This window comes from Mesorhizobium sp. M7A.F.Ca.US.005.03.1.1 (assembly GCF_003997975.1).
GTDB lineage: Bacteria > Pseudomonadota > Alphaproteobacteria > Rhizobiales > Rhizobiaceae > Mesorhizobium > Mesorhizobium ciceri.
Genome location: NZ_RZRO01000024.1, coordinates 1 through 20,877, shown reverse-complemented (window position 1 = coordinate 20,877; position 20,877 = coordinate 1). Strand labels below are relative to the sequence as shown.

19 protein-coding genes and 2 tRNA genes are annotated in these 20,877 nt (G+C 62.0%); 10 read left to right on the top strand and 11 right to left on the bottom strand.

The genetic code is table 11. The features are described 5' to 3' along the window. Both EN990_RS13030 and EN990_RS13025 read right to left on the bottom strand, forming a co-directional pair. The gene (locus EN990_RS13030; RefSeq protein WP_127368766.1) at positions 1-1,380 is read right to left on the bottom strand and encodes a pyridoxal-dependent decarboxylase; all 1,380 of its coding nucleotides are present in this window, start codon (positions 1,378-1,380) and stop codon (positions 1-3) included. A 49-nt stretch (positions 1,381-1,429) separates the two neighbouring features. Next, positions 1,430-2,017: a hypothetical protein gene (locus EN990_RS13025; RefSeq protein ID WP_127368767.1), complete on the bottom strand. Its 588-nt coding sequence runs from the start codon at positions 2,015-2,017 to the stop codon at positions 1,430-1,432. A 338-nt stretch (positions 2,018-2,355) separates the two neighbouring features. Here EN990_RS13025 and clpP point away from each other — a divergent pair, with 338 nt between their 5' ends. The 4 genes from clpP to EN990_RS13005 all read left to right on the top strand — a co-directional run bounded on the left by clpP (position 2,356) and on the right by EN990_RS13005 (position 7,846). Next, complete coding sequence (clpP, locus tag EN990_RS13020; protein ID WP_013532191.1) at positions 2,356-2,985, top strand: ATP-dependent Clp endopeptidase proteolytic subunit ClpP; 630 nt, start codon at positions 2,356-2,358, stop codon at positions 2,983-2,985. A 297-nt stretch (positions 2,986-3,282) separates the two neighbouring features. Then, positions 3,283-4,557: an ATP-dependent Clp protease ATP-binding subunit ClpX gene (gene clpX, locus EN990_RS13015; protein WP_013532190.1), complete on the top strand. Its 1,275-nt coding sequence runs from the start codon at positions 3,283-3,285 to the stop codon at positions 4,555-4,557. Positions 4,558-4,863: 306 nt separating this feature from the next. Then, positions 4,864-7,275 (top strand): endopeptidase La, encoded by a 2,412-nt coding sequence (lon, locus tag EN990_RS13010; RefSeq protein ID WP_013532189.1) that lies wholly within the window; start codon positions 4,864-4,866, stop codon positions 7,273-7,275. 298 nt (positions 7,276-7,573) lie between these two features. Next, positions 7,574-7,846, top strand: coding sequence for an HU family DNA-binding protein (locus tag EN990_RS13005; protein ID WP_006201846.1), 273 nt, complete (start codon positions 7,574-7,576; stop codon positions 7,844-7,846). Between the two features lie 260 nt (positions 7,847-8,106). Here the strand turns inward: EN990_RS13005 and EN990_RS13000 are convergent, their stop codons facing one another. Further along, a complete protein-coding gene (locus EN990_RS13000) occupies positions 8,107-9,129 on the bottom strand; it encodes an aldo/keto reductase (RefSeq protein WP_127368769.1) in 1,023 nt (340 codons plus the stop codon). Positions 9,130-9,306: 177 nt separating this feature from the next. On the opposite strand from EN990_RS13000, the gene EN990_RS12995 reads away from it, so the two are divergent. Further along, positions 9,307-9,873: an SIS domain-containing protein gene (locus EN990_RS12995; protein WP_127385498.1), complete on the top strand. Its 567-nt coding sequence runs from the start codon at positions 9,307-9,309 to the stop codon at positions 9,871-9,873. Between the two features lie 3 nt (positions 9,874-9,876). Beyond that, entirely contained in the window at positions 9,877-10,620 is a 744-nt protein-coding gene (locus EN990_RS12990) for a creatininase family protein (protein ID WP_063167792.1), read from the top strand. Positions 10,621-10,670: 50 nt separating this feature from the next. On the opposite strand, the gene EN990_RS12985 is transcribed toward EN990_RS12990, so the two are convergent. The 3 genes from EN990_RS12985 to EN990_RS12975 form a co-directional block, all read right to left on the bottom strand. Continuing rightward, a complete protein-coding gene (locus EN990_RS12985) occupies positions 10,671-11,588 on the bottom strand; it encodes a carbohydrate ABC transporter permease (protein ID WP_013532185.1) in 918 nt (305 codons plus the stop codon). 26 nt (positions 11,589-11,614) lie between these two features. Further along, positions 11,615-12,736, bottom strand: coding sequence for a sugar ABC transporter permease (locus tag EN990_RS12980; protein ID WP_127369901.1), 1,122 nt, complete (start codon positions 12,734-12,736; stop codon positions 11,615-11,617). Between the two features lie 88 nt (positions 12,737-12,824). Next, positions 12,825-14,489, bottom strand: coding sequence for a sugar ABC transporter substrate-binding protein (locus tag EN990_RS12975; protein WP_013532183.1), 1,665 nt, complete (start codon positions 14,487-14,489; stop codon positions 12,825-12,827). Between the two features lie 290 nt (positions 14,490-14,779). Here EN990_RS12975 and ugpC point away from each other — a divergent pair, with 290 nt between their 5' ends. From ugpC to rbsK, 3 genes are read left to right on the top strand one after another with little or no spacing between them, the layout of a single operon-like run. Then, positions 14,780-15,838 carry a sn-glycerol-3-phosphate ABC transporter ATP-binding protein UgpC gene (ugpC, locus tag EN990_RS12970; protein ID WP_127385500.1) on the top strand — a complete coding sequence of 353 codons (1,059 nt, stop codon included), beginning with the start codon at positions 14,780-14,782 and terminating at the stop codon, positions 15,836-15,838. 21 nt (positions 15,839-15,859) lie between these two features. Then, positions 15,860-16,312 (top strand): RbsD/FucU family protein, encoded by a 453-nt coding sequence (locus EN990_RS12965; protein WP_064995418.1) that lies wholly within the window; start codon positions 15,860-15,862, stop codon positions 16,310-16,312. A 4-nt stretch (positions 16,313-16,316) separates the two neighbouring features. Further along, on the top strand, positions 16,317-17,246 hold the full coding sequence (gene rbsK, locus EN990_RS12960) for a ribokinase (RefSeq protein WP_063171949.1): 930 nt from the start codon (positions 16,317-16,319) through the stop codon (positions 17,244-17,246). A gap of 145 nt (positions 17,247-17,391) precedes the next feature. Here rbsK and EN990_RS12955 read toward each other — a convergent pair. Then, positions 17,392-17,468 (bottom strand) — tRNA-Asp (locus EN990_RS12955). 216 nt (positions 17,469-17,684) lie between these two features. Here EN990_RS12955 and EN990_RS12950 point away from each other — a divergent pair. After that, positions 17,685-17,760: transfer RNA gene (locus EN990_RS12950), tRNA-Val, on the top strand. Between the two features lies 1 nt (position 17,761). Here EN990_RS12950 and EN990_RS12945 read toward each other — a convergent pair. The 4 genes from EN990_RS12945 to EN990_RS12930 form a co-directional block, all read right to left on the bottom strand. Then, the gene (locus EN990_RS12945; protein ID WP_127368910.1) at positions 17,762-18,415 is read right to left on the bottom strand and encodes a GNAT family N-acetyltransferase; all 654 of its coding nucleotides are present in this window, start codon (positions 18,413-18,415) and stop codon (positions 17,762-17,764) included. Then, entirely contained in the window at positions 18,412-19,182 is a 771-nt protein-coding gene (locus EN990_RS12940; RefSeq protein ID WP_013532178.1) for an SDR family NAD(P)-dependent oxidoreductase, read from the bottom strand. Before EN990_RS12940 ends, EN990_RS12945 begins: the two co-directional genes overlap by 4 nt. A gap of 13 nt (positions 19,183-19,195) precedes the next feature. After that, positions 19,196-20,191: an ABC transporter permease gene (locus tag EN990_RS12935; protein WP_013532177.1), complete on the bottom strand. Its 996-nt coding sequence runs from the start codon at positions 20,189-20,191 to the stop codon at positions 19,196-19,198. 145 nt (positions 20,192-20,336) lie between these two features. Continuing rightward, a partial coding sequence (locus tag EN990_RS12930) for a substrate-binding domain-containing protein (protein WP_164766113.1) occupies positions 20,337-20,877 on the bottom strand: 541 nt, incomplete at its 5' end.

Genomic DNA, 20,877 nt, shown 5'->3' with positions numbered 1-20,877 from the left:
TCAATGATTGAGTTCGTCTGCGGCGGCAATGACTTCGGACACAATCGCCCGAACGTCATCCAAGGTCGTCCTGTGATTGACGAAACACGCCCGCAGCGCGAATTGACCGTTGATCGTTGCATTCGACAGATACACGCGGCCGCGCGCGATCACACGGCGCAGGATCGCTTCATTGTCCTTAGAGCGGTGACGGAAACAGACCGCGCTTAGCGATACCGGCGCAAGCTGCTCAAGCTCCGGCTGTGAAGCGATTGCCTGTGCCAGCATCTGGGCATGGTAGAGATCGCGCGCGATGGCTTCGCGATAGGCACGGCGCCCGTGATACTGCAGCGACATCCAGAGCTTCAGCGCACGGAAGCGCCGAGACAGTTCGATCGACTCTTCAAAGAATGCAAATGCTTCCGTTGGGTCTTCGCTCAATATCCTGACGTAGTCGTCGCTGTGCGAGAAAGTCGTGCGCGCAATGTCTGGGTGGCGATTGAGCAGGCAGCCGCAATCGAGTGGCTGATAGAGCCATTTGTGCGCATCGAGCGACAGCGAATCCGCCAAAGACAGTCCCTGGAACTTTTCCGGGACGGTCAGGGCCGCCAGTCCCCCATAGGCCCCATCGACATGCATCCACAACGCTTCCCTGCGGGCAATGTCTGCGATTTCGGGAAGGGGATCGATCGCACCGGAGATGATGGTGCCGGCCGTGGCCACGATGGCGATGGGCATGTTGCCGATGCCGCGGTCGGCTGCAATAGCTGCCTGGAGGGCATCCGTCCGCATCCTGAATTTGTCGTCGACAGGGATCAAACGGAGATTTTTTCTACCGATCCCCAACAGCGCGACGGCCTTGGGAATGGACATGTGCACTTGCTCGGAAGCATAGATCACGCACGGTCGCACGCCTGTTTCGTTGGCTGGCAGCTTCGCTTCCCGCGCCATCGCCAGGGCCATGAGGTTCGCCGTCGAGCCGCCGCCGCACAGGCTGCCTGTAAATCCGGGGCAACCGACAGCCTCCGCCAACCATTCGACGACGGCGCGTTCGATCGATGTCGCAGCCGGTGCCGAGCGCCACGACGTCACATTCTGATTGAGCACCGCAGCCAGCAATTCCCCCAGCGCGCCGATCGGTTCGCCGGAGCCGACGACATAACCGAAGAACCTGCCGGTTGAAGGCCGCACATGCTCCGCTATCGACTTGAAATCCTGCAAGACTTCCCGACCACGACCGCTCTCCTGCCAAGGCCGCGAGAAGAGTTCCGTCGTCTGTTTGCCGCTGGTCGTGGGATACGTCCGACGTTCCTCGAGGGAGGCCCAATAGCCTTTGGCAAGCGCCAAGGCTTCTTCGGCAAGGTCTGACAATTCCTGATTGGAAATTTCCAGGTCGCGCATGCCCTCAGCCCAACGGAGATCCGCTGCGAAGCAGGGTACGCCATGCGCGCTAATCCTGGCAATGCCTGGGAATATGCACCCGCCGCCAACTGGATGAGCCTTCCCGGACCAACACACGACGCGCGACGGTCTGGTAGGAGGCGGGGACATCGATGACGCGCCTTTGTTCCGGCCGCACCAGCACCTCCTCGGCGATGCTGTCATATTGTGCGGGAATGACGACGCGCCGCGTGCGTTCGGGCTGGATCACGACGGTCTCTGCGACGCGTTCGTAGCGCGCCTTGTGCCATACCTTGCACAGCACCTTGCGGCCATGGATGACGCGCCATTCCCAGGAATAGCCGCCATCGACCCGGACCGTACGGTAGACGGTGCGGGTGACGGCCGGTACGATCTGGTAGGTCACTTGCGCCGGAACGGTCATCACGACGCGCTCGCGCGTGCCATAGATAGGGGCGATATAGTCGACCTGCTGACCGGGCGGACTGATCATCACGTCTTCATAGACCGTGTCATAGACGGCCGGACTGCGGACCGGCTCATAACATTCGACGGCGCGGCCGCCGGCCGCCGTCTGCGAAATCGTGCCGAGCACGGTCAGGCCGGCAATGGTGAAGCATGCGGTTTTCCCGGGCATGGCACTCCCCCTGTTGAACTCTATGCATAAGTTCAACGTTGAATTGTAGAGGAAGCCGTCTCGGAAAAAAGCGGTTTCGGCGCATTTCGTTAAGTGACGCGGTTAAGAAACTGCTACGTTGCGGGGCCGGCGATGCGGCTCCGGACCCGCGGAAGCATCCGCCGCCGCGAATCCTTGGTCAGAAAGCTTGATTCGACTTACCCAGATGGCTAGGAGGGGTCGGCCTTGCACAAGGACGAGCCGGCATCCTATTTACGGAATAACGATCCAGAACCGATTCTGCCCGATCTGCCGGCATTCCCGGCGCCGGAATCCCACCGCGAGATAAGAGATACCTGATGAAGAACCCCGTCGAAACCTACATGAACCTCGTTCCGATGGTGGTCGAACAGACCAATCGCGGCGAGCGGGCCTACGACATTTTCTCGCGCCTCCTCAAGGAGCGCATCATTTTCATCACCGGTCCGGTCGAGGACGGGATGGCGACGCTGGTCTGCGCGCAGCTTTTGTTCCTCGAAGCTGAGAATCCGAAGAAGGAAATCAACCTTTACATCAATTCGCCGGGCGGCGTCGTCACCTCGGGCATGGCGATCTACGACACCATGCAGTTCATCAAGCCGGCCGTGTCGACGCTCTGCATCGGCCAGGCGGCTTCGATGGGTTCGCTGCTCCTGACTGCCGGTCACAAGGACATGCGCTTTGCCACGCCGAACGCCCGCATCATGGTTCACCAGCCTTCCGGCGGCTTTCAGGGCCAGGCATCCGACATCGAGCGCCATGCCCTGGATATCATCAAGCTGAAGCGTCGCCTCAACGAGGTCTACGTCAAGCACACCGGCAAGAGCTATGAAGAGATCGAGAAAACGCTCGACCGCGACCATTTCATGACCGCCGACGAAGCCAAGGATTTCGGCCTCATCGACAAGGTCATTTCGTCGCGCGAGGCGGCCGAAGGGGCGCTGGCATAAAGGCAAGTTGGCAGTTGGATGGCACCATCACGCGCTTTTGGCGCGTCTTGCGGCATTTCGGCCACAATTGGCTGTTCCCTCGGGGGACAGGATTGCCTACGTTAAGGCTATGTTGAGTTTCGGCGGCTTAGCTTTATGCGGGGTTGTCGCGAATCATTGCCACGTTTTCTGATTTGTGTTTCGTACGGAATGCGTTGCGGGAGCCGGGACACACTGGCGGCGGCGGATTCCCGCGATAGATAGAGTATGCGCCCTTTCAGCCAGACCATCGGCGGGCGGCCATGAAAGGACATGAAAATGAGCAAGGTCGGCAACAACAGCGGCGATTCCAAGAACACGCTTTACTGCTCGTTTTGCGGCAAAAGCCAGCACGAAGTGCGCAAGCTGATCGCCGGTCCGACGGTCTTCATCTGCGACGAGTGCGTCGAACTCTGCATGGACATCATCCGTGAAGAGAACAAGACCTCGATGGTGAAGTCGCGCGAAGGCGTGCCGACACCGCAGGAGATCCTCAAGGTTCTCGACGACTATGTCATCGGTCAGCCCTACGCCAAGCGCGTGCTGTCGGTGGCGGTCCACAATCACTACAAGCGCCTCGCGCATGCCGGCAAGAACAACGATGTCGAACTGGCGAAGTCCAACATCCTTTTGATCGGCCCGACCGGTTGCGGCAAGACGCTGCTCGCGCAGACGCTGGCCCGCATCATCGATGTGCCGTTCACCATGGCTGACGCGACGACGCTGACCGAAGCCGGCTATGTCGGCGAGGACGTCGAAAACATCATCCTGAAGCTGTTGCAGTCGGCCGACTACAATGTCGAGCGCGCCCAGCGCGGCATCGTCTACATCGACGAAATCGACAAGATTTCGCGCAAGTCGGACAATCCCTCGATCACCCGCGACGTGTCGGGCGAGGGCGTGCAGCAGGCGCTCTTGAAGATCATGGAAGGCACCGTCGCCTCCGTGCCGCCACAGGGCGGCAGGAAGCACCCGCAGCAGGAATTCCTGCAGGTCGATACAGCCAACATCCTGTTCATCTGCGGCGGCGCCTTCGCCGGGCTGGACAAGATCATCTCGGATCGCGGCCGCAAGACGTCGATCGGCTTCGGCGCGGTCGTCGCTTCGCCGGAGGATCGCCGCACTGGCGATGTTTTCCGCCTGGTCGAGCCCGAGGACCTGTTGAAGTTCGGTCTTATCCCTGAGTTTGTCGGCCGTCTGCCGGTCTTGGCGACGCTGGAAGACCTCGACGAACCGGCGCTGATCCAGATCCTGACCGAGCCGAAGAACGCGCTGGTCAAGCAGTATCAGCGGCTATTCGAGATGGAAAATGTCGACCTGACCTTCCATGAGAACGCTCTTTCGGCGATCGCCAAGCGCGCCATTGAGCGCAAGACCGGCGCGCGCGGCCTGCGTTCGATCATGGAGGCGATCCTGCTCGACACGATGTTCGAGCTTCCCGCACTCGAAGGCGTGCGCGAAGTGGTGATTTCGGAGGAGGTGGTGACCGGCAGTGCCCGGCCGCTCTACATCTACTCCGAGCAGAAGGAAAAGAAGGGCAATGTCAGCGCCTGACATGAGCCCGCAGCGAAATTCTGAAACGGCGCCGCAAGGCGCCGTTTTGCTGTCGCACAGCGGTTTTGCGCGGCGTACGGGCTGGCGTCGCAAATGTGTCACTCGCGGACGGGTTGGGAGTGCGGATTTGGACACGCCCCTTGATCTTTGGGGGTCGTGCATCCAACTAACTGGAGAAGGCCGAGGTGCCCGATTTCTGTGCTGTAAAACTCCCGTCACAAACGGTGGTAGGCGGAACGATCCCCGGTCGTTAATATAAGATTCGCGGTTGGCTCAATTAGCGGCCGCGACATGAAAGGTTGGACAATGGCCAAAGTATCCAAGGCACCCAGCGACGGCGTCTTCGCAGTTCTCCCACTGCGCGACATCGTGGTGTTCCCGCATATGATCGTTCCGCTCTTCGTCGGGCGTGAGAAGTCGATCAAGGCGCTGGAAGAGGTGATGGGTCAGGAAAAGCAGATCCTGCTTGCCACCCAGATGAATGCCGCCGATGACGATCCCGAGCCCGATGCCATTTTCGACATCGGCACGCTCGCCAATGTGCTGCAATTGCTCAAGCTGCCCGACGGCACCGTCAAGGTTCTGGTCGAAGGCGCTTCGCGTGCGAAAATCGTCTCGTTCACTGACCGTCCCGATTTCCACGAGGCCCGCGCCGCGGCGCTGGTCGAGCCGGAAGAGGAAGAGGTCGAGGTTGAGGCGCTGGCGCGTTCGGTCGTCACCGACTTCGAGAATTACGTCAAGCTGAACAAGAAGATCTCGCCCGAAGTGGTGGGTGCTGCCAGCCAGATCGACGACTACTCCAAGCTCGCCGACACGGTTGCCTCGCATCTCGCCATCAAGATCCCCGAGAAGCAGGAGATGCTGGCCACGCTTTCGGTCAAGGAGCGGCTGGAAAAGGCGATGGGCTTCATGGAAGCCGAAATCTCCGTCCTGCAGGTGGAGAAGCGCATCCGCTCGCGTGTCAAGCGCCAGATGGAGAAGACGCAGCGCGAGTACTACCTGAACGAGCAGATGAAGGCGATCCAGAAGGAACTCGGCGAAGGCGAGGACGGCCGCGACGAGGCCGCCGAGATCGAGGCGCGCATCAAGAAGACCAAGCTCTCCAAGGAGGCCCGCGAAAAGGCGGAAGCCGAGTTGAAGAAGCTCCGGACGATGTCGCCGATGTCGGCTGAATCGACCGTCGTGCGCAACTATCTCGACTGGATCCTGTCTATCCCGTGGGGCAAGAACTCCAAGGTCAAGCAGGATCTGGCTTTCGCGCAGAACGTGCTCGATACCGACCATTTCGGCCTCGACAAGGTCAAGGAGCGCATCGTCGAGTATCTCGCCGTGCAAAGCCGCCAGAAGAAGCTGAAGGGGCCGATCCTGTGCCTCGTCGGCCCTCCCGGTGTCGGCAAGACCTCGCTCGGCAAGTCGATCGCCAAGGCGACTGGACGCGAGTTCATCCGCATGGCGCTGGGCGGCGTGCGTGACGAGGCCGAGATCCGTGGCCACCGGCGCACCTATATCGGCTCGATGCCCGGCAAGGTCATCCAGTCGATGAAGAAGGCCAAGAAGTCCAACCCGCTCTTCCTGCTCGACGAGATCGACAAGATGGGCCAGGACTTCCGTGGCGATCCGTCATCGGCGTTGCTCGAGGTCCTCGATCCGGAACAGAATTCGACGTTCATGGACCACTACCTCGAGGTCGAATACGATCTGTCGAGCGTCATGTTCGTGACGACGGCGAACACGCTGAACATCCCGGCGCCCTTGATGGACCGCATGGAGATCATCCGTATCGCCGGCTACACCGAGGACGAGAAGATCGAGATCGCCAAGCGGCACCTGATGCCTAAGGTGATCCGCGATCACGCGCTGCAGCCGAAGGAGTTTTCCGTCGGTGAGGACGCGATCCGCGCCATCGTCCAGACCTACACCCGTGAAGCGGGCGTCAGAAGCCTCGAGCGCGAGCTGATGAAGCTCGGGCGCAAGGCGGTGACCGAGATCCTGAAGACGAAGAAGAAGACGGTGAACATCACGGCGGCGAACCTCGCCGATTACCTCGGTGTTGAACGCTTCCGCTTCGGTCAGGTCGAGGCTGACGATCAGGTCGGTGTCGTTACCGGACTCGCCTGGACGGAAGTCGGCGGCGAGCTGCTGACGGTCGAAGGCGTCATGATGCCCGGCAAGGGCCGCATGACGGTGACCGGCAATTTGCGCGACGTGATGAAGGAATCGATTTCGGCGGCGGCCTCCTATGTCCGCTCGCGCGCCGTCGATTTCGGCATCGAGCCGCCGCTGTTCGACAAGCGCGACATCCACGTGCACTTGCCGGAAGGCGCCACGCCGAAGGACGGCCCGTCTGCAGGTGCTGCCATGGCGACAGCTATTGTGTCGGTACTGACGGGTATTCCGGTCCGGGCGGATGTGGCGATGACCGGCGAGATAACGCTTCGCGGCCGCATCCTGCCGATCGGCGGGCTCAAGGAGAAGCTGCTCGCCGCACTGCGCGGCGGCATCAAGAAGGTGCTGATCCCGGAAGACAATGCCAAGGATCTGGCGGAGATTCCGGACAATGTGAAGAACGGCATGGAGATCATTCCTGTCTCACGTGTCGGCGAGGTGTTGCGCCACGCGCTGGTGCGTATGCCGGAGCCGATCGAATGGGTCGAGCCGGTCAATCCGCCGGCTGCGACAGACAGTGCCGACGACGCTGGAAAGTCCCTGGCGCATTAGAGCGCCGGGCGTCCATCTGGACGCACAAAGGACGCTCTAACGCTTAGACTTGCGCATGGCCCTTGCCGCAAACCGGCTACGGTTTTCGGGGCCATGCGTTGGTTTTCGTCGAGGTTGCAGCGCACAAACGGAGAGCCGGGCCTGACGCCCGGCTTTTTCATGTGAAAAACCCCGGAATTCCGGGCTTTTTCCGCTTTTTTCCTGCCTTTTCGACTTGGTTGCGGGAGCGCTTCTTTCTAAAGTCCGTTTCCTGCCGGATGAGTCGATAGTTCCGGTGTTCTCATGGAAGGGAATTTTTATGAACAAGAACGAACTGGTGTCCGCTGTCGCCGACGCCGCGAGCATTTCGAAGGGTGACGCGCAGTCGGCGGTCGATGCGGTATTTTCCGTGATCACCGGCGAACTGAAGAAGGGCGGCGATGTCCGGCTTGTCGGCTTTGGCAATTTCACCGTGTCAAAGCGTGCCGCCTCGACCGGCCGCAATCCTCAGACCGGCGCCGAAGTGAAGATCCCGGCGCGTACCGTGCCGAAGTTCTCGGCCGGCAAAGGCCTCAAGGACGCAGTCAACTAAGCGTTTTTTCTTTTCAGAGACCTCAGAAAAGCCGGGCTTGCCCGGCTTTTCATTTTGGTGCCCTACGTTGGTTCATGCGACCAGAAAAGCCGGGCTTGCCCGGCTTTTCATTTTGGTGCCCTACGTTGGTTCATGCGACCAGAAAAGCCGGGCTTGCCCGGCTTTTCATTTTGGTGCCCTACGCCGGTTCATGCGACCAGAAAAGCCGGGCTTGCCCGGCTTTTCATTTTGGTGCCCGACGCTGACGCGACGCGGCCGGCTTATGCGGTCGGCGCATCAGTGCGCATAAGACCTTCCTCCTTGAGGTCCGCCCAAAGTGCTGCGGGCAGTTTCGCATCGAGCAGCGAGCGATTGCTCTCGACTTCGCTCGGCCGTTGGCCACCGGGGATCACCGAAACGACTGAAGGATGCAGCAGCGGGAATTGCAGGGCGGCCTCGATCAGCCTGACACCATGACGCTTGCAGACGTTCTCGATCCCGGCGACCCGGTCGAGTATGTCCTTCGGCGCTTCGGAGTAGTTGTAGTAGGATCCGGGCTTCGGCCCTGTTGCGAGGATGCCGGAGTTGTAGGGTCCGCCGAGAACGATGCCGATGCCGCGTGCCTGGCAGAGCGGCAGGAAGGACGTCAGCGCCTCCTGTTCCAAGAGCGTATAGCGCCCCGCCAGCAGGAACAGGTCGAAGTCGCCGCGCTCAGCCAGCGTCTGCGCGACCTGCCACTCATTGATGCCGCCGCCGAACGCCTTGATCACGCCCTGGTCGCGCAGCGACAGCAGGCCGTAATAGCCCGAGCGCATGAACTCCTCGATGCGCCGGTCGGAGGCTTCCTTGCTGCCATGCGTGAAGATGTCGACATCGTGCACGAAGAGGATGTCGATCCGGTCGACGCCGAGGCGCTCAAGCGAGGCTTCGAACGAGCGCATGACACCGTCATAGCTGTAGTCGTACACCTCGCGGCGTGATGGCGTGTCGAAGAACTTGCCGATGCCGGTGCGCTCTTCGGGCGGGCAGGCACGCATGATGCGGCCGACCTTGCTCGACAGCACATAGTCGTCGCGCTTCTTGCCGCGCAGGAACGGGTTGAGCCGCGTTTCCGAGAGGCCGAGCCCATAGAGCGGCGCGGTGTCGTAGTAGCGGCAGCCGGTCGCCCAGGCGGCCTCCAGCGTGGCGTTGGCGTCCTCGTCGGAGACGGCACGGTAGAGATTGCCGAGCGGCGCCGCGCCGAAGCCGAGCTCGGTGAAACTGATGCCGCCATTGCCGATGCGGTCGAAATGCCGTGTCTTCATATCCTGCCGTTTGCCTCGCTTGATTTGTCTGACATGACACTATCACGCCTGTGATCAGGCAAAAGCATAGCTGCGCGTTGGACACGCATTTTCACGGTTGCTAGCATAACGAAATCAAGCTGTTCGTGGCAGCAAGAGCGGCAAATACCAGGGTGATTTTTCAATGGCGGGTTTGCGGTGAGCGACAAGAGCAAAAGCCTGTTCGAGACCTCACTTGAGGAGCTGGGTGGCGTGCTGGCACGCATCGACGAAAGCCGGATCAACGCCGCCTGCAAAACGCTGGCCGGCGCGCGACAGATCGTCGTCTATGGCTGCGGCCGCGAGGCCTTGCAGTTCAAGGGTTTTGCCATGCGGCTCTACCATTTGGGCCTGCCGGTTTCCGTGGTCGGCGACATGAACACGCCGCCGCTGGGGCAGGGCGATGTCTTCCTGGTCAGTTCCGGGCCGGGAGAAACCTCGACCGTGCTGACCCTGATGCAGGTCGCGCGCCAAGCAGGTGCAACCAATCTCCTGCTGACCGCCCAGGCCGAAGGCAGCGCGGCAAGGCTTGCCGACTTCACGCTGCTCATTCCCGCGCAGACCATGGCCAACGATCAGGGGGCGCAAAAAACATCGGTCCTGCCGATGGGCTCGGTGTTCGAAGGCGCGCTGTTCCTGCTGTTTGAGGTGATGGTGCTGAAGCTTAGGGAATTGACCGGCGCGTCGCCCGAAGCCATGCGCGCCCGCCACACCAACATGGAATAGATCATGCGCTATGAACTGATGCTGCCACACCAGATCCGCAGGGCGATCGCCGAGAATTGGCCGGTCGCTCTGCCGCTCGGCGTGCTGGAATACCATGGCGAGCACATGGCCGTCGGCATGGACACGCTGGCCGTCATCAAGACGCTGGAGCTGTTCGAAAAGGAGAAGGACGTCGTCATCCTGCCGCCCTTCTACTACGGTGCGGCAAGCTATGCGGTGGCGCCGCCGGAAGGCAGCGGCTCGGTGCAGGTCGGCGGCAATGCGCTGGCGCCGTTCGGCGAGGAACTGTTCTACAGCCTGCTGCGCATCGGCTTCCGCAACATCCACGCCATTATCCACCACCAGACCGAGAACTTTGTCGCCGGCATGCCGACCGATCTGGCGTTCAAGGCCGCCGGCCGACAGGCGATCTTCCGCTTCCTCGAAAAGGAGCGCGGCGAGGGCTGGTGGGGGTCGCAGGCGATGGCGGACTATTATTCAGGACACGCGGCGGGTGAAAATTTCTTCAACTGGGTGCAGGTGCATCCGCTGATGTCGGCTGACATGAACGGCAAGTACCCGTTCGACCATGCCGGCATTGGCGAGACCTCGCTGATGCTGGCGCTATGCCCGGAGGCTGTCGATGCCAATCACTTCGCCGACAATACCGGCTGGTACACGGCGAGCGCCAAGGATGCTTCGGCAGAGCTCGGGCAGAAGGGCGTCGCCATGATCATGGACCACCTGCGGGCAATATTGGGACGCTAGCGCGCGGCTTCCCTTCTCCCACAAGGGGGAGAAGGTAAGAGGGCGCCATGCTACTTCACCGCGCCCGCGGTCATGCCCATGATCAGATAGCGCTCCAACGCGATGCCAATGACGGCGAGCGGCGCGATGGCCGCCGTCGCTAGTGCCGCCATCGACCACCAGTTGATGCCTTGCGAGCCGGTCTGGCTCGCCACCATGACCGGAATTGTCTTGGCGTCGGTCGAGGTCAAAAGGGCGGCGAAGAAATACTCGTTCCAGCACAGCACCATCGCCAGGATGAAGGCGGCGACCATGCCCGGCAGCGCGATCGGCATGACGATGCGGAAGAACGCGCCCCAGATCGACAGCCCGTCGACCAAGGCTGCTTCCTCGAGCTCGACCGGGATCGAGTTGAACTGGTCGCGCATGATCCAGATGACGATCGGCAGCACCATCAGCGTGTAGAGCAGGATCAGCCCGATGCGCGTGTCGAGCAGGCCGACCTCGCGGTAGAGCACCAGGAAGGGCAGCGCCAGCACCACCGGCGGCAGGATCAGCTGCGACAGGAAGAAAAACGAGATGTCCTCGTTCTTGAACCAGGCGAAATGGTAGCGATAGCGGGTGAGCCCGTAGGCGGCGAGGCTGCCGATGATGATGGCGAGGCTCGACGCGCCGACCGAGGTGATCACCGAATTCATAAAGCGCTTGAGGAACTCCTCGCGCACGGTCGAGGTCTGGAAGATCGAGTCCGGCGACAGGCCGAGCGAACGCCAGCCCTTCCAGTCCGGCTGGAAGTCGACGAAGGGGATGAGATGGCCTTGCGTGACGTCGACTGCGGTCTTGAACGAGGTCGTGATCGTCCAATAGATCGGGAACAGGCAGATGAACGCCCAGAAGGCCAGCGCGCCATAGATGAAGACGCGGCTGGCGAGGAAGCTCGCCGGCGAGCGGATCTCCGAGGCGACATATTCGGTGGTCTGAACGCTCATCGGGCTCAATTCACCCCCATCTTGCTTTAATTGACATTGCGGACAAAACGGTTGGCAAATTTCAACAACCACGTGACGAACACGACGATGATCACCAGATAGGCCATCGCCAGCATGGTTCCGTAGCCGACATTCGAGCGGTCGCGGTATTCGCGGTAGATGAAGCTCGACACGGAATCGGTGGCGCCGCCGGGGCCGCCGGACGTCACGGTGATGATGATGTCGGCAAGCTTCAGCTTGAAGATGATGCGCAGGACCACCGCCGTCACCGACACCGGCAGCATCAGCGGGAAGGTGACCTGCCAGAAGGTCTGCCACGCATTGGCGCCGTCGACGCGTGCGGCTTCGAGCACCTCGCGCGACATCGCCTGCAGCCCGGCCAGCAGCATGATCATCATGAACGGAATGAAGGTCCAGGCATCCAGTATCATGATCGATATGCGCGCGATGATCGGATCGGAGAAGAAGGCGGGATTTTCCCAACCGAGATGGCGCGCCAGCGTTGCGGCCGGTCCGAACCTGTATTCCATCAGCGATTTGCCGATCATCCACGACACCGCGACCGGCGACAGCATCAGCGGCATCAGGAAGACGACGCGGAAGAATTTTCGCGCCCGGATCTGGGCATTGAGGAGCAGCGCCAAGCCGAAGGCAATGACATATTCGACCGCCACCGCCAGCACGTAGAGCACCATGTTGAACAGCGCGTTGCGGTAGTAGGGATCGCCCAGCATCTGCCAGAAATTGTCGAGCCCGTTGAACCGGCGGCCGCTGAAGGAACTGAGGTTCCAGTCGGTGAGCGCGATGTAGAAACCGAACAGCGTCGGGAAGATCACCATGGCGATGGTGAACAGCAGCGCCGGCAGCAGGAACAGGGCACGCTGGCCGTCTTCGCCGCGCGTCAGCACCTGGCCGACACCGATCGCCACGCCCCACAGAACATAGGCATAGACGACGGGGCGCCAGGTCTCGAAGCCGATCGTATCGGGGCTACCCTTGTAGAGGATCTCCAGCACGATCGTCGCCAGCAGGCCAAGCGTCGCAGCGGCCATCAGCGCCCAGCCAAGGCGTTTACGGCCTGGAGAGATCAGATCGGAAGTGCCGGCATCTGCCGGCCACGGGTTCGCGGTCGATGTCTGGTCAGCCACAAATCTCGCCCGTTTGAAGGCTCTCGAGGAGCCGGAGCCTGTCTAAAGTGGTCCGGCGTTGCCGCCGGACCACGGTTCATAGGCCAGCCTACATGCCGAGCGAAGCTTTGTAGAGCTTGATCTGGTTGTCGCGGCCGATCTGGTCGGTCAGCTTCTCCCATGCCGCCGCGATGGCGTCGGCGCCTTCCTGCGCCTTCATCTTGCCCGCGAAAGTGTTGGCCAGGATGTCCTCGGCGGCGCTGTAGTACTGGAAGATGCCGGGGATGCGTGGCTCGATCGCCGCGTTCGGATGGTTGTAGCTGTCGGATTCCGATTTGAGGTAGGAGGTGATGAAGGCCTCGTCGTAGCCGGCCGCCACCCATTCGGGAATGTCGAAATGCGAGTTGCGGTAAGGCTGGAAGCCCGACGGATACATCGCCGTCCAGATCGACAGGTCCTTGCCGCCGAGATGGGCTGCAGCGGACCATGCCGCCTTCTTCTTCTTTTCGTCGGCATCGACGCGGGCCATGACATAGACGCCCCAACCGAGATAGGCGCAGTTGGGCGCATAGTTCGGGCCGCTGGCGAGCTTGTCCCAGGCGCCGGTCTTCGCATTGTAGACATCGTCCGAGCCCGGCAGGATCGAGAAGCCGGTGACGTCGCCGACGACGGAAGAGTCGTTGGTCTTGACGTTGGAGCCGACGTCGCCCCACCAGGTGACCATCGAGCCGGTGCCGGCCAGGAACTGCTGGAAGGCGGTCGTGTTCGGATCGGCGTTGATCTGGTCGGCGGGTTCGGAGGGCAGCGCGTCGATGACGTCCTGGATTGCGCGCACCCAGGCCGGATTGTTGACGCGCGGCTTCATCGTGTCGGCGTCGAACAGCCAGGCCTTGTCGTCGGGGTGCTTGGCATAGGCGGTGGCGCGGCTGCCAAGGAAATAGAAGCCGAAGCCGCCCCAGGGCTTCGGCGCGTCGAGATAGCCATAGACGTCCTGGTCCTTGAGCTTCTTGCCCTTCAGGAACTTGGTCACCGCCTGAACCTGCTGCCAGGTCTTCGGCACGCCCCATTCACCTTCGCCGCCGCCGTCCTTCCAGGCCTTGGCGAGGTCGGCATCGGCGAACACGTCGGTGCGGTAGTTGAAGTTGTGCGCGTCGCCGTCGACGGTCACGCGGTATTGCTTGCCGTCCCAGGTGCCGACCGGCGGCTTCAGATAGCTGACCAGATCGTCGAAATCGATCTGGGTCTTGACCCAGTCGGGCATTTCCGACGTCAGGCCCTTGCCGCAGACATCGCCTTCGAACGGCGCGCCCATTTCGATGATGTCGAAGTCGACGGTCCCGGTCGCGATCGACTGCTGCAGGCGGGCGTTGTAGTCGGCCTGCGCCAGGTCGATCCAGTTGATCTTGGCGCCGGTATAGGTCTCCCATGGCTTCAGGAAGCCGCGGAACAGCACATTGTGCAGGTTCTGGTTGTTGAGACCCATGAAGGTCAGCTCGACGCCGGCGAATTCGCCTTCCTTGACATTGGCCTTGGTGGCTTCGAGGCAGAGTTCACCGACCTTCTGGAAATCGGCGTCCGTCGGCTGGCCTTTGCCGACGCCGGGGATCTGCAGGATTTTTGTGCGCAATTCGCTTGCCGCGGAGGCCGGGCGCGTCAAGGCGCCAAGTCCGGCGCCGGATGCGGCTGCGATCGCGGCCATGCTTGCCGCACCCTTCAATATGTCGCGCCTTGTGGCGCCGGCTCGAACCAGTTTGTCGTAAAGACCCGTTCTCATCGCCTATTCCTCCCAGAACATCAGTGTGAATAAATCGGCCAACTGTCGGACGCCGGAGCGCCAACGATGCTCCCGTTTCGGAAACGAATTAGGCAGGACCCCACCCTGCGTCGATTGAGGTTCCGATTGCGGATCGGGCACCGACATTTTTGACCAGCGCCTGCCACTATTCTCACAACCCAACGCCGTGTCAACGAGAGCTGGTTTTTATCTATAAGGGACCGACTTGCCCTGGCAGGTCGCGTTGGTTAGCTTCTGCGCCTACGGCTAATGGAGCCGATGGGGGAGACATGGCGCAAGTCGCGATCAGCAAGGTGGCCAAGGCCTTTGGAACGGTCAAGGTTCTGCACGAAGTCAGCGTCGATATATCGGACGGACAGTTCGTGGTGCTGGTTGGCCCCTCGGGTTGCGGCAAGTCCACGCTGCTCAGGATGGTGGCCGGGCTGGAGACCGTCTCCGCCGGCACGATCGCCATCGGCGACCGCGTCGTCAATCATCTGCCGCCGGCCAAGCGCGACATCGCCATGGTGTTCCAGAACTATGCGCTCTATCCGCATAAGACGGTCGAGCAGAACATGGCCTTCGCGCTCAAGCTCAGGAAAACCGATCCGGCCGTGGTCGCCGAGCGGGTCAAGCGCGCCGCCGACATCCTCGACCTCAATCCCTATCTGAAGCGCTATCCCCGCCAGCTTTCCGGCGGCCAGCGCCAGCGCGTGGCCATGGGCCGCGCCATCGTGCGCAATCCGCAGGTGTTCCTGTTCGACGAGCCGCTGTCCAATCTCGACGCCAAGCTGCGCGTGCAGATGCGCACCGAGATCAAGGAACTGCACCAGAGGCTGAAGACCACCACCATCTACGTCACCCACGACCAGATCGAAGCCATGACCATGGCCGACAAGATCGTCGTCATGCGCGACGGCCGCATCGAGCAGGTCGGCGCGCCGCTGGAACTGTTCGACCGCCCGGCCAACCTGTTTGTCGCCGGCTTCATCGGCTCGCCTTCGATGAACCTGCTCAAGGGCACCATGCGCAAGGGCGACAAGCCAGGGGTCGACATCGCAGGCACGCTGTTCCCGATCGGATCGGGCAATGCCGCGCAGGACGGTCAAGCGGTCGTCTATGGCGTCCGACCGGAGCACCTCGAGATCCATCCCGACGGGGTGCCGGCGAAGATTTCGGTGGTCGAGCCGACCGGCTCGGAAACGCTGGTGTTCCTGCGCTTCGGCGAAGGCGAGATGGTGGCGCTGTTTCGCGAGCGCCACGACTTCAAGCCGGGCGATACGCTGAAGCTGAAGCCAAGGCTCGACCAGATCCATCTTTTCGACGCAGAGACCGGCAAGCGTCTCTGATCTCAACTCACGAGGAATACCATGCTCAAAGGCATCAACCCGCTGCTCAATGCCGACGTGCTGCAGGCATTGCGGGCAATGGGGCATGGCGATGATCTGATCATCGCCGACACCAATTTTCCGTCCGATTCGGTGGCGCGCCAGACGGCGCTCGGCCGCGTGCTGCGCATCGATGCCTCGGCCGCGCAAGTGGTCAAGGCGGTGCTGTCGCTCTACCCGCTCGACACCTTCGTCGACGATTCGGCCGCGCGCATGGAAATCGTCGGCAAGCCGGACGAGATTCCTGAAGTGCAGAAGGAAGTGCAGAAGGAAGTCGATAAGGCCGAGGGCAAGTCGTGGCCGATGATCGCGGTCGAGCGCTACGCCTTCTACGAGCGCGCCAAACAAGCCTATTGTGTCATCCAGACCGGCGAACGCCGCTTCTATGGCTGCTTCGCCTTCCGCAAGGGCGTCGTGCCGCCGGATGCGGAGTAGCGGCATGGCTTCGGGCAAGCCGGTCGTCATATTGGGTGTGTTCGTCGCCGACACCGCCTACAGGGCGCAGCGGCAGCCGCGCATGGGCGAAACGATCCTCGGCACATCCTTCGCGCTGGGTCCCGGCGGCAAGGGCTCGAACCAGGCGGTGGCCGCCGGCAAGCTCGGCGCCGACGTCACCTTCCTCACCCGCCTCGGCGTCGATCCCTTCGCCGACATGGCCAGGCAGACCTGGGCGCAGGCGGGCGTCAAGGATGCCGTCATCGATACGCCGGAAAGCTACACCGGCGCGGCCTACATCTTCGTCGAGGAGACGACCGGCAACAACGCCATCATCGTCAGCCCCGGTGCTGCCATGCTGATCTCTCCAGCCGATATCGAAGCCAATGCCGCATTGATCAGCAATGCCGGTGTCTTTGTCACGCAGCTCGAACAGCCGATCGAAGCAGCCATGCGGGCGTTGGAGATCGCGCGTGGGGCAGGGGTGACGACGATCCTCAACCCAGCCCCTGCGGCAAAGCTTCCCGACCGCATCTACACGCTCTGCGACTACCTCACGCCCAACGAGACCGAGACGGAGGAACTGACCGGGATGAAGGTGTCCTCGGTCGACGAGGCGCGAGCCGCCGCCGACAGTCTGCTCAAAAAGGGGGTCGGCACAGTCATCGTCACGCTCGGCGACAAGGGCGCGCTTTTGCACTCGAAAGATCGCTCCGACCACGTTCCAGCCGTCAGCGCCGGCCCGGTGGTCGAAACCACGGGGGCAGGCGATGCTTTCAATGGCGGGCTTGCCGCTGCACTTTCGAGGGGCGTGGAGCCGCTGCAGGCGGTGCGCTTCGCTTGCGCCGTCGCCGGAATCTCGGTGACCCGGCCAGGGACTGCGCCATCCATGCCGACGCTGCAGGAGGTCGAGGCGCTGCTGGCGAGAGGATGATCTTGCGCGGCAAGACGTCTGCATGGGCCGAACGGACCTGAGTGACCTCAGGTCTCTTGGACCTCAGGTCTCTTGCAAGACAACATTTTTGACAATCAATGTCGACATTTCTCCAAAGCCAAGGGCTTGATACCCTTGAGAGAAATGGCGCGAGTGACGGGGCTCGAACCCGCGACCTCCGGCGTGACAGGCCGGCACTCTAACCAACTGAGCTACACCCGCGCATGGCGAACACGTGTCAGCCGTGTTCGTCGTTGGGGCGCTGGATAAGGGGTTCGCCACCGGGTGTCAAGCGCACCAAACCATCATAACAGCAAACAGGAGAAGGTTTTTTGACAGCCGGCGTTTTGTTGGCAAAACCGGCATCCAACCAGGGCGTCCTGCGCTCATTTGGCCTTGCGAAGCGGACCCTGACCGCTTAAAGGTCCGGCCCGGAGCGGGCGATTAGCTCAGTTGGTAGAGCGCTTCGTTTACACCGAAGATGTCGGCGGTTCGAGCCCGTCATCGCCCACCATTCACACGATCTCCGGTGCGGTTGTCAGCCGTTTGGCGACATAGATGCTGTGGTCGGGCAATCCCGGCTCCCGCAACACTGCGAATCCGATGGCCCTGTAGAAGCGCAGCGCGTTGTGATTGTCCGGCATCACTTCGAGGCAAAGCCCGCGTGATCCGAGCGCGGCGAGCCTTTGCTCGAGAAAAGCCATCGCCCGCCGGCCGATGCCTTTTCCACGCGCTTGCGGCAACAGGTCGATATGACCGTGCGAAGGGTAGGCAGCCAGGGCCGGCGGAATGGTGAAGTCGCGATGATGGATCTGGTGGCGAGCCCAGTCGCTGCCGCTCCAGCGCGTGCGGTCGGGTCCGGGATCGGTCACCTGCGCGCGAAGGCGCGGATACCACCTTGCTGCCAGGCCTGCATTGAAAGCCTTTGTGTCTTTTGCACCCAGCAGATAGCCCGCGGCGCCCGTTGGCCCATCGACGATGAAAGCGAGGTCGGGCTCCAGCACCTGGTAGGGGATGGTGTAGATTTGGCCCAACAGATCCGGAGCGTCTTCGCGACCGGTTGCATCCTGGCCGGCATCACCGGTCTTGAGGCAGATCATGGCAAGTGCTGGATGGTCGGCCTCGGTCGCCTGGCGCAGGAAGAAGCCATCGCCGAAATCGATGATCATGGCGGAACGAGCCGGAAATCGCTGCCTTCGGGCAGCAACTGCCCACCATCGACGACGATGGTCGTGCCGGTGATGTAACTGGCATCGTCCGAGGCGAGGAACAGGAAGGCATTGGCGACGTCGCGCGGGCTGCCGAGGCGGCCAAGCGGGATGGAATCCTCCATGTTCTTGATGAACGCCTCGCCGCGATGCAGCTCGATCGCTTCGGTCAGGATGTTGCCGGGCTCGACGCCGTTGACGGTGATGCCGTAGCCGGAGAATTCCAGTGCCGCGGCGCGGATGAAGCCGTTGATGCCGGCCTTGCTGGCCGAATAGTGGCCATGGCCCGGGCTGGTGACATGCGGACCGGTGATGGAGGAGGTGTAGAGCATGCGGCCGAAGCGTTGCGCCTTCATCGGCACCAGGGCCGCGCGGCTGGCATTGAAGGTGCCGCGCAGATTGACCGCCATGACGCGGTCCCAGTCGTCGGCGCTGGTGTTCTCGATCAGCTGCCAGGGATAGATGCCGGCATTCTGCACGATGATGTCGAGACGGCCATGCTGCTTCAGCGCCAGCGCCACGGCGGCCTCGGCGTCGCTCATTTGCGAGATGTCGGTGCGGATGAAGGGGACGCCCAACTCGCCAGCGGTCGCTTGCCCGGCTTCGACTTCGGTGTCGGCGAGCACCAGCCGCGCTCCCTCTTCGGCAAAGCGGAGCGCAATGCCCTTGCCGATGCCGCGGGCGGCGCCGACGATGAGCGCCACCTTGTCTTTTAGCCGTCCTGTCATGCGAGCCGTCCTGTCATGCGAGTCTTTGGCGAATGGTTTGCTTGAAGGCGTCGAGCAGCACCGCGGCCAGCACCAGCAGGCCATGAATCACCTGGGTGAAATTGGCCGGCAGGCCCATCAAATTGATCGCCGTGTTGATGGCCGAGAGCAAAAGCACGCCGGCATAGACGCCGGGGAGGGTGCCGACGCCGCCTTTGAGGCTGACGCCGCCGATGACGACCGCGGCGAAGGCGTTGAACAGCAAGCCGACGCCGAGATTGGCGGTGGCGCCCGACGTGCGGATCGCCAGCAGCCAGCCAGCGAGGCCGGCGATGGCGCCGGCGAGCACGAAGGCGATGATGAGATTGCGGTTCACCCGGATGCCGGCGCGGAAGGTCGCCGTCTCGTTGCCGCCGATCATCACCAGATGCCGGCCGAACGGCGTCTTGGCCATGATCAGCGAAAAGACCACGAAACAGCCAACCGCGATCCAGGCGGTGAGCGGCAGGCCGACAAGGCGCTGAATGCCGAACCAGCGGATGGCCGGCGCCAGGTCCTGCGCCGAGCGGCCGCCCGACACGACCAACACGAGGCCGCGCACCCAGATGTAGGACGCCAGCGTGATGATGAAGGCGCTCATCTTCACCTTGACCACCAGATAGCCGTTGAAGGCGCCGATGAGACCCCCGACTGCCAGCGCCAGCAGCAGCGAAACCGGAACCATCAGCCACTCGGGATGCAGCTGCACGCCCATGCCGATGCCCGACGAGCAAAACAGGATGCCGACCGCCATGGCGCTGAGCGCTGCGACGGATTCGACCGACAGATCCATGTGACCGGCGATGATCACCAGCGCCAGGCCGATCGACATGACGCCGAGCACGCTCGAAGCCTCGATGATGTTGGCGAAGATACCGAGCTGAAAGTAGTTCGGGACGAAGATGGAGAAGACCACCAGCACGAACAGCAGCATGAACCAGACGAGGTTGTCGAGTACGAACTCCAGGGCTTTGCGTGTGCGCGGGTTCATGGGCTGATCCGGTTGGCGCCCCCGCGAAATCAACTCGATTCCGTCGGGTTCAGGCGCGGATTCAAATTCGCCACGGCATCCTTTCGGACGCGGCGTTGTGAAAAGGCAGGCTCCGGGCCGCTACGGCCCGGAGCGCTTCAGATGACTATTCGACCGACTTGACGGTGTCCGTCGGCGGCTTCTGGTTGCCCCAGAAGGCCGGATTATCGACGTTTTCCTTGGTGATCGCGGCACCGGGGATCTTGATGTTCGGACCCCAGGATTCCTTGGTCACGGTCGATTTCAGGCCGAGCACGTCGTATTCGCCGGGCTTGATTTCCTGCTTCTTGACGATCTTGTCCATGAACATGGCGACAGCCGCGGCCTGCGCGTAAAGCGGCTGCTCGATTTCGGCGTTGAGCCAGCCCTTGCGGATCAGGTCGAGGCCGACCGGAGCGCCGTTCGAGCTCATCAGCATGACGTCGCCCGGCTTCTTGCCGGCCGCCTCGAGCGAGGCGACGGCGGCGACCGATAGGTGCGCGGCATGGCTGAAGATCAGGTCGATGTCGGGGTTGGCCAGCATCTGGTCGGCAACGATTGTGCCGGCATTGCTGGCTTCCCATTGCATGGCCGGAAGCGAGATGATCTTGACGTCCGGAAATGCCTTCATCTTCTCCTCAAAACCCTTCTGGATGTCGAGCGTGTAG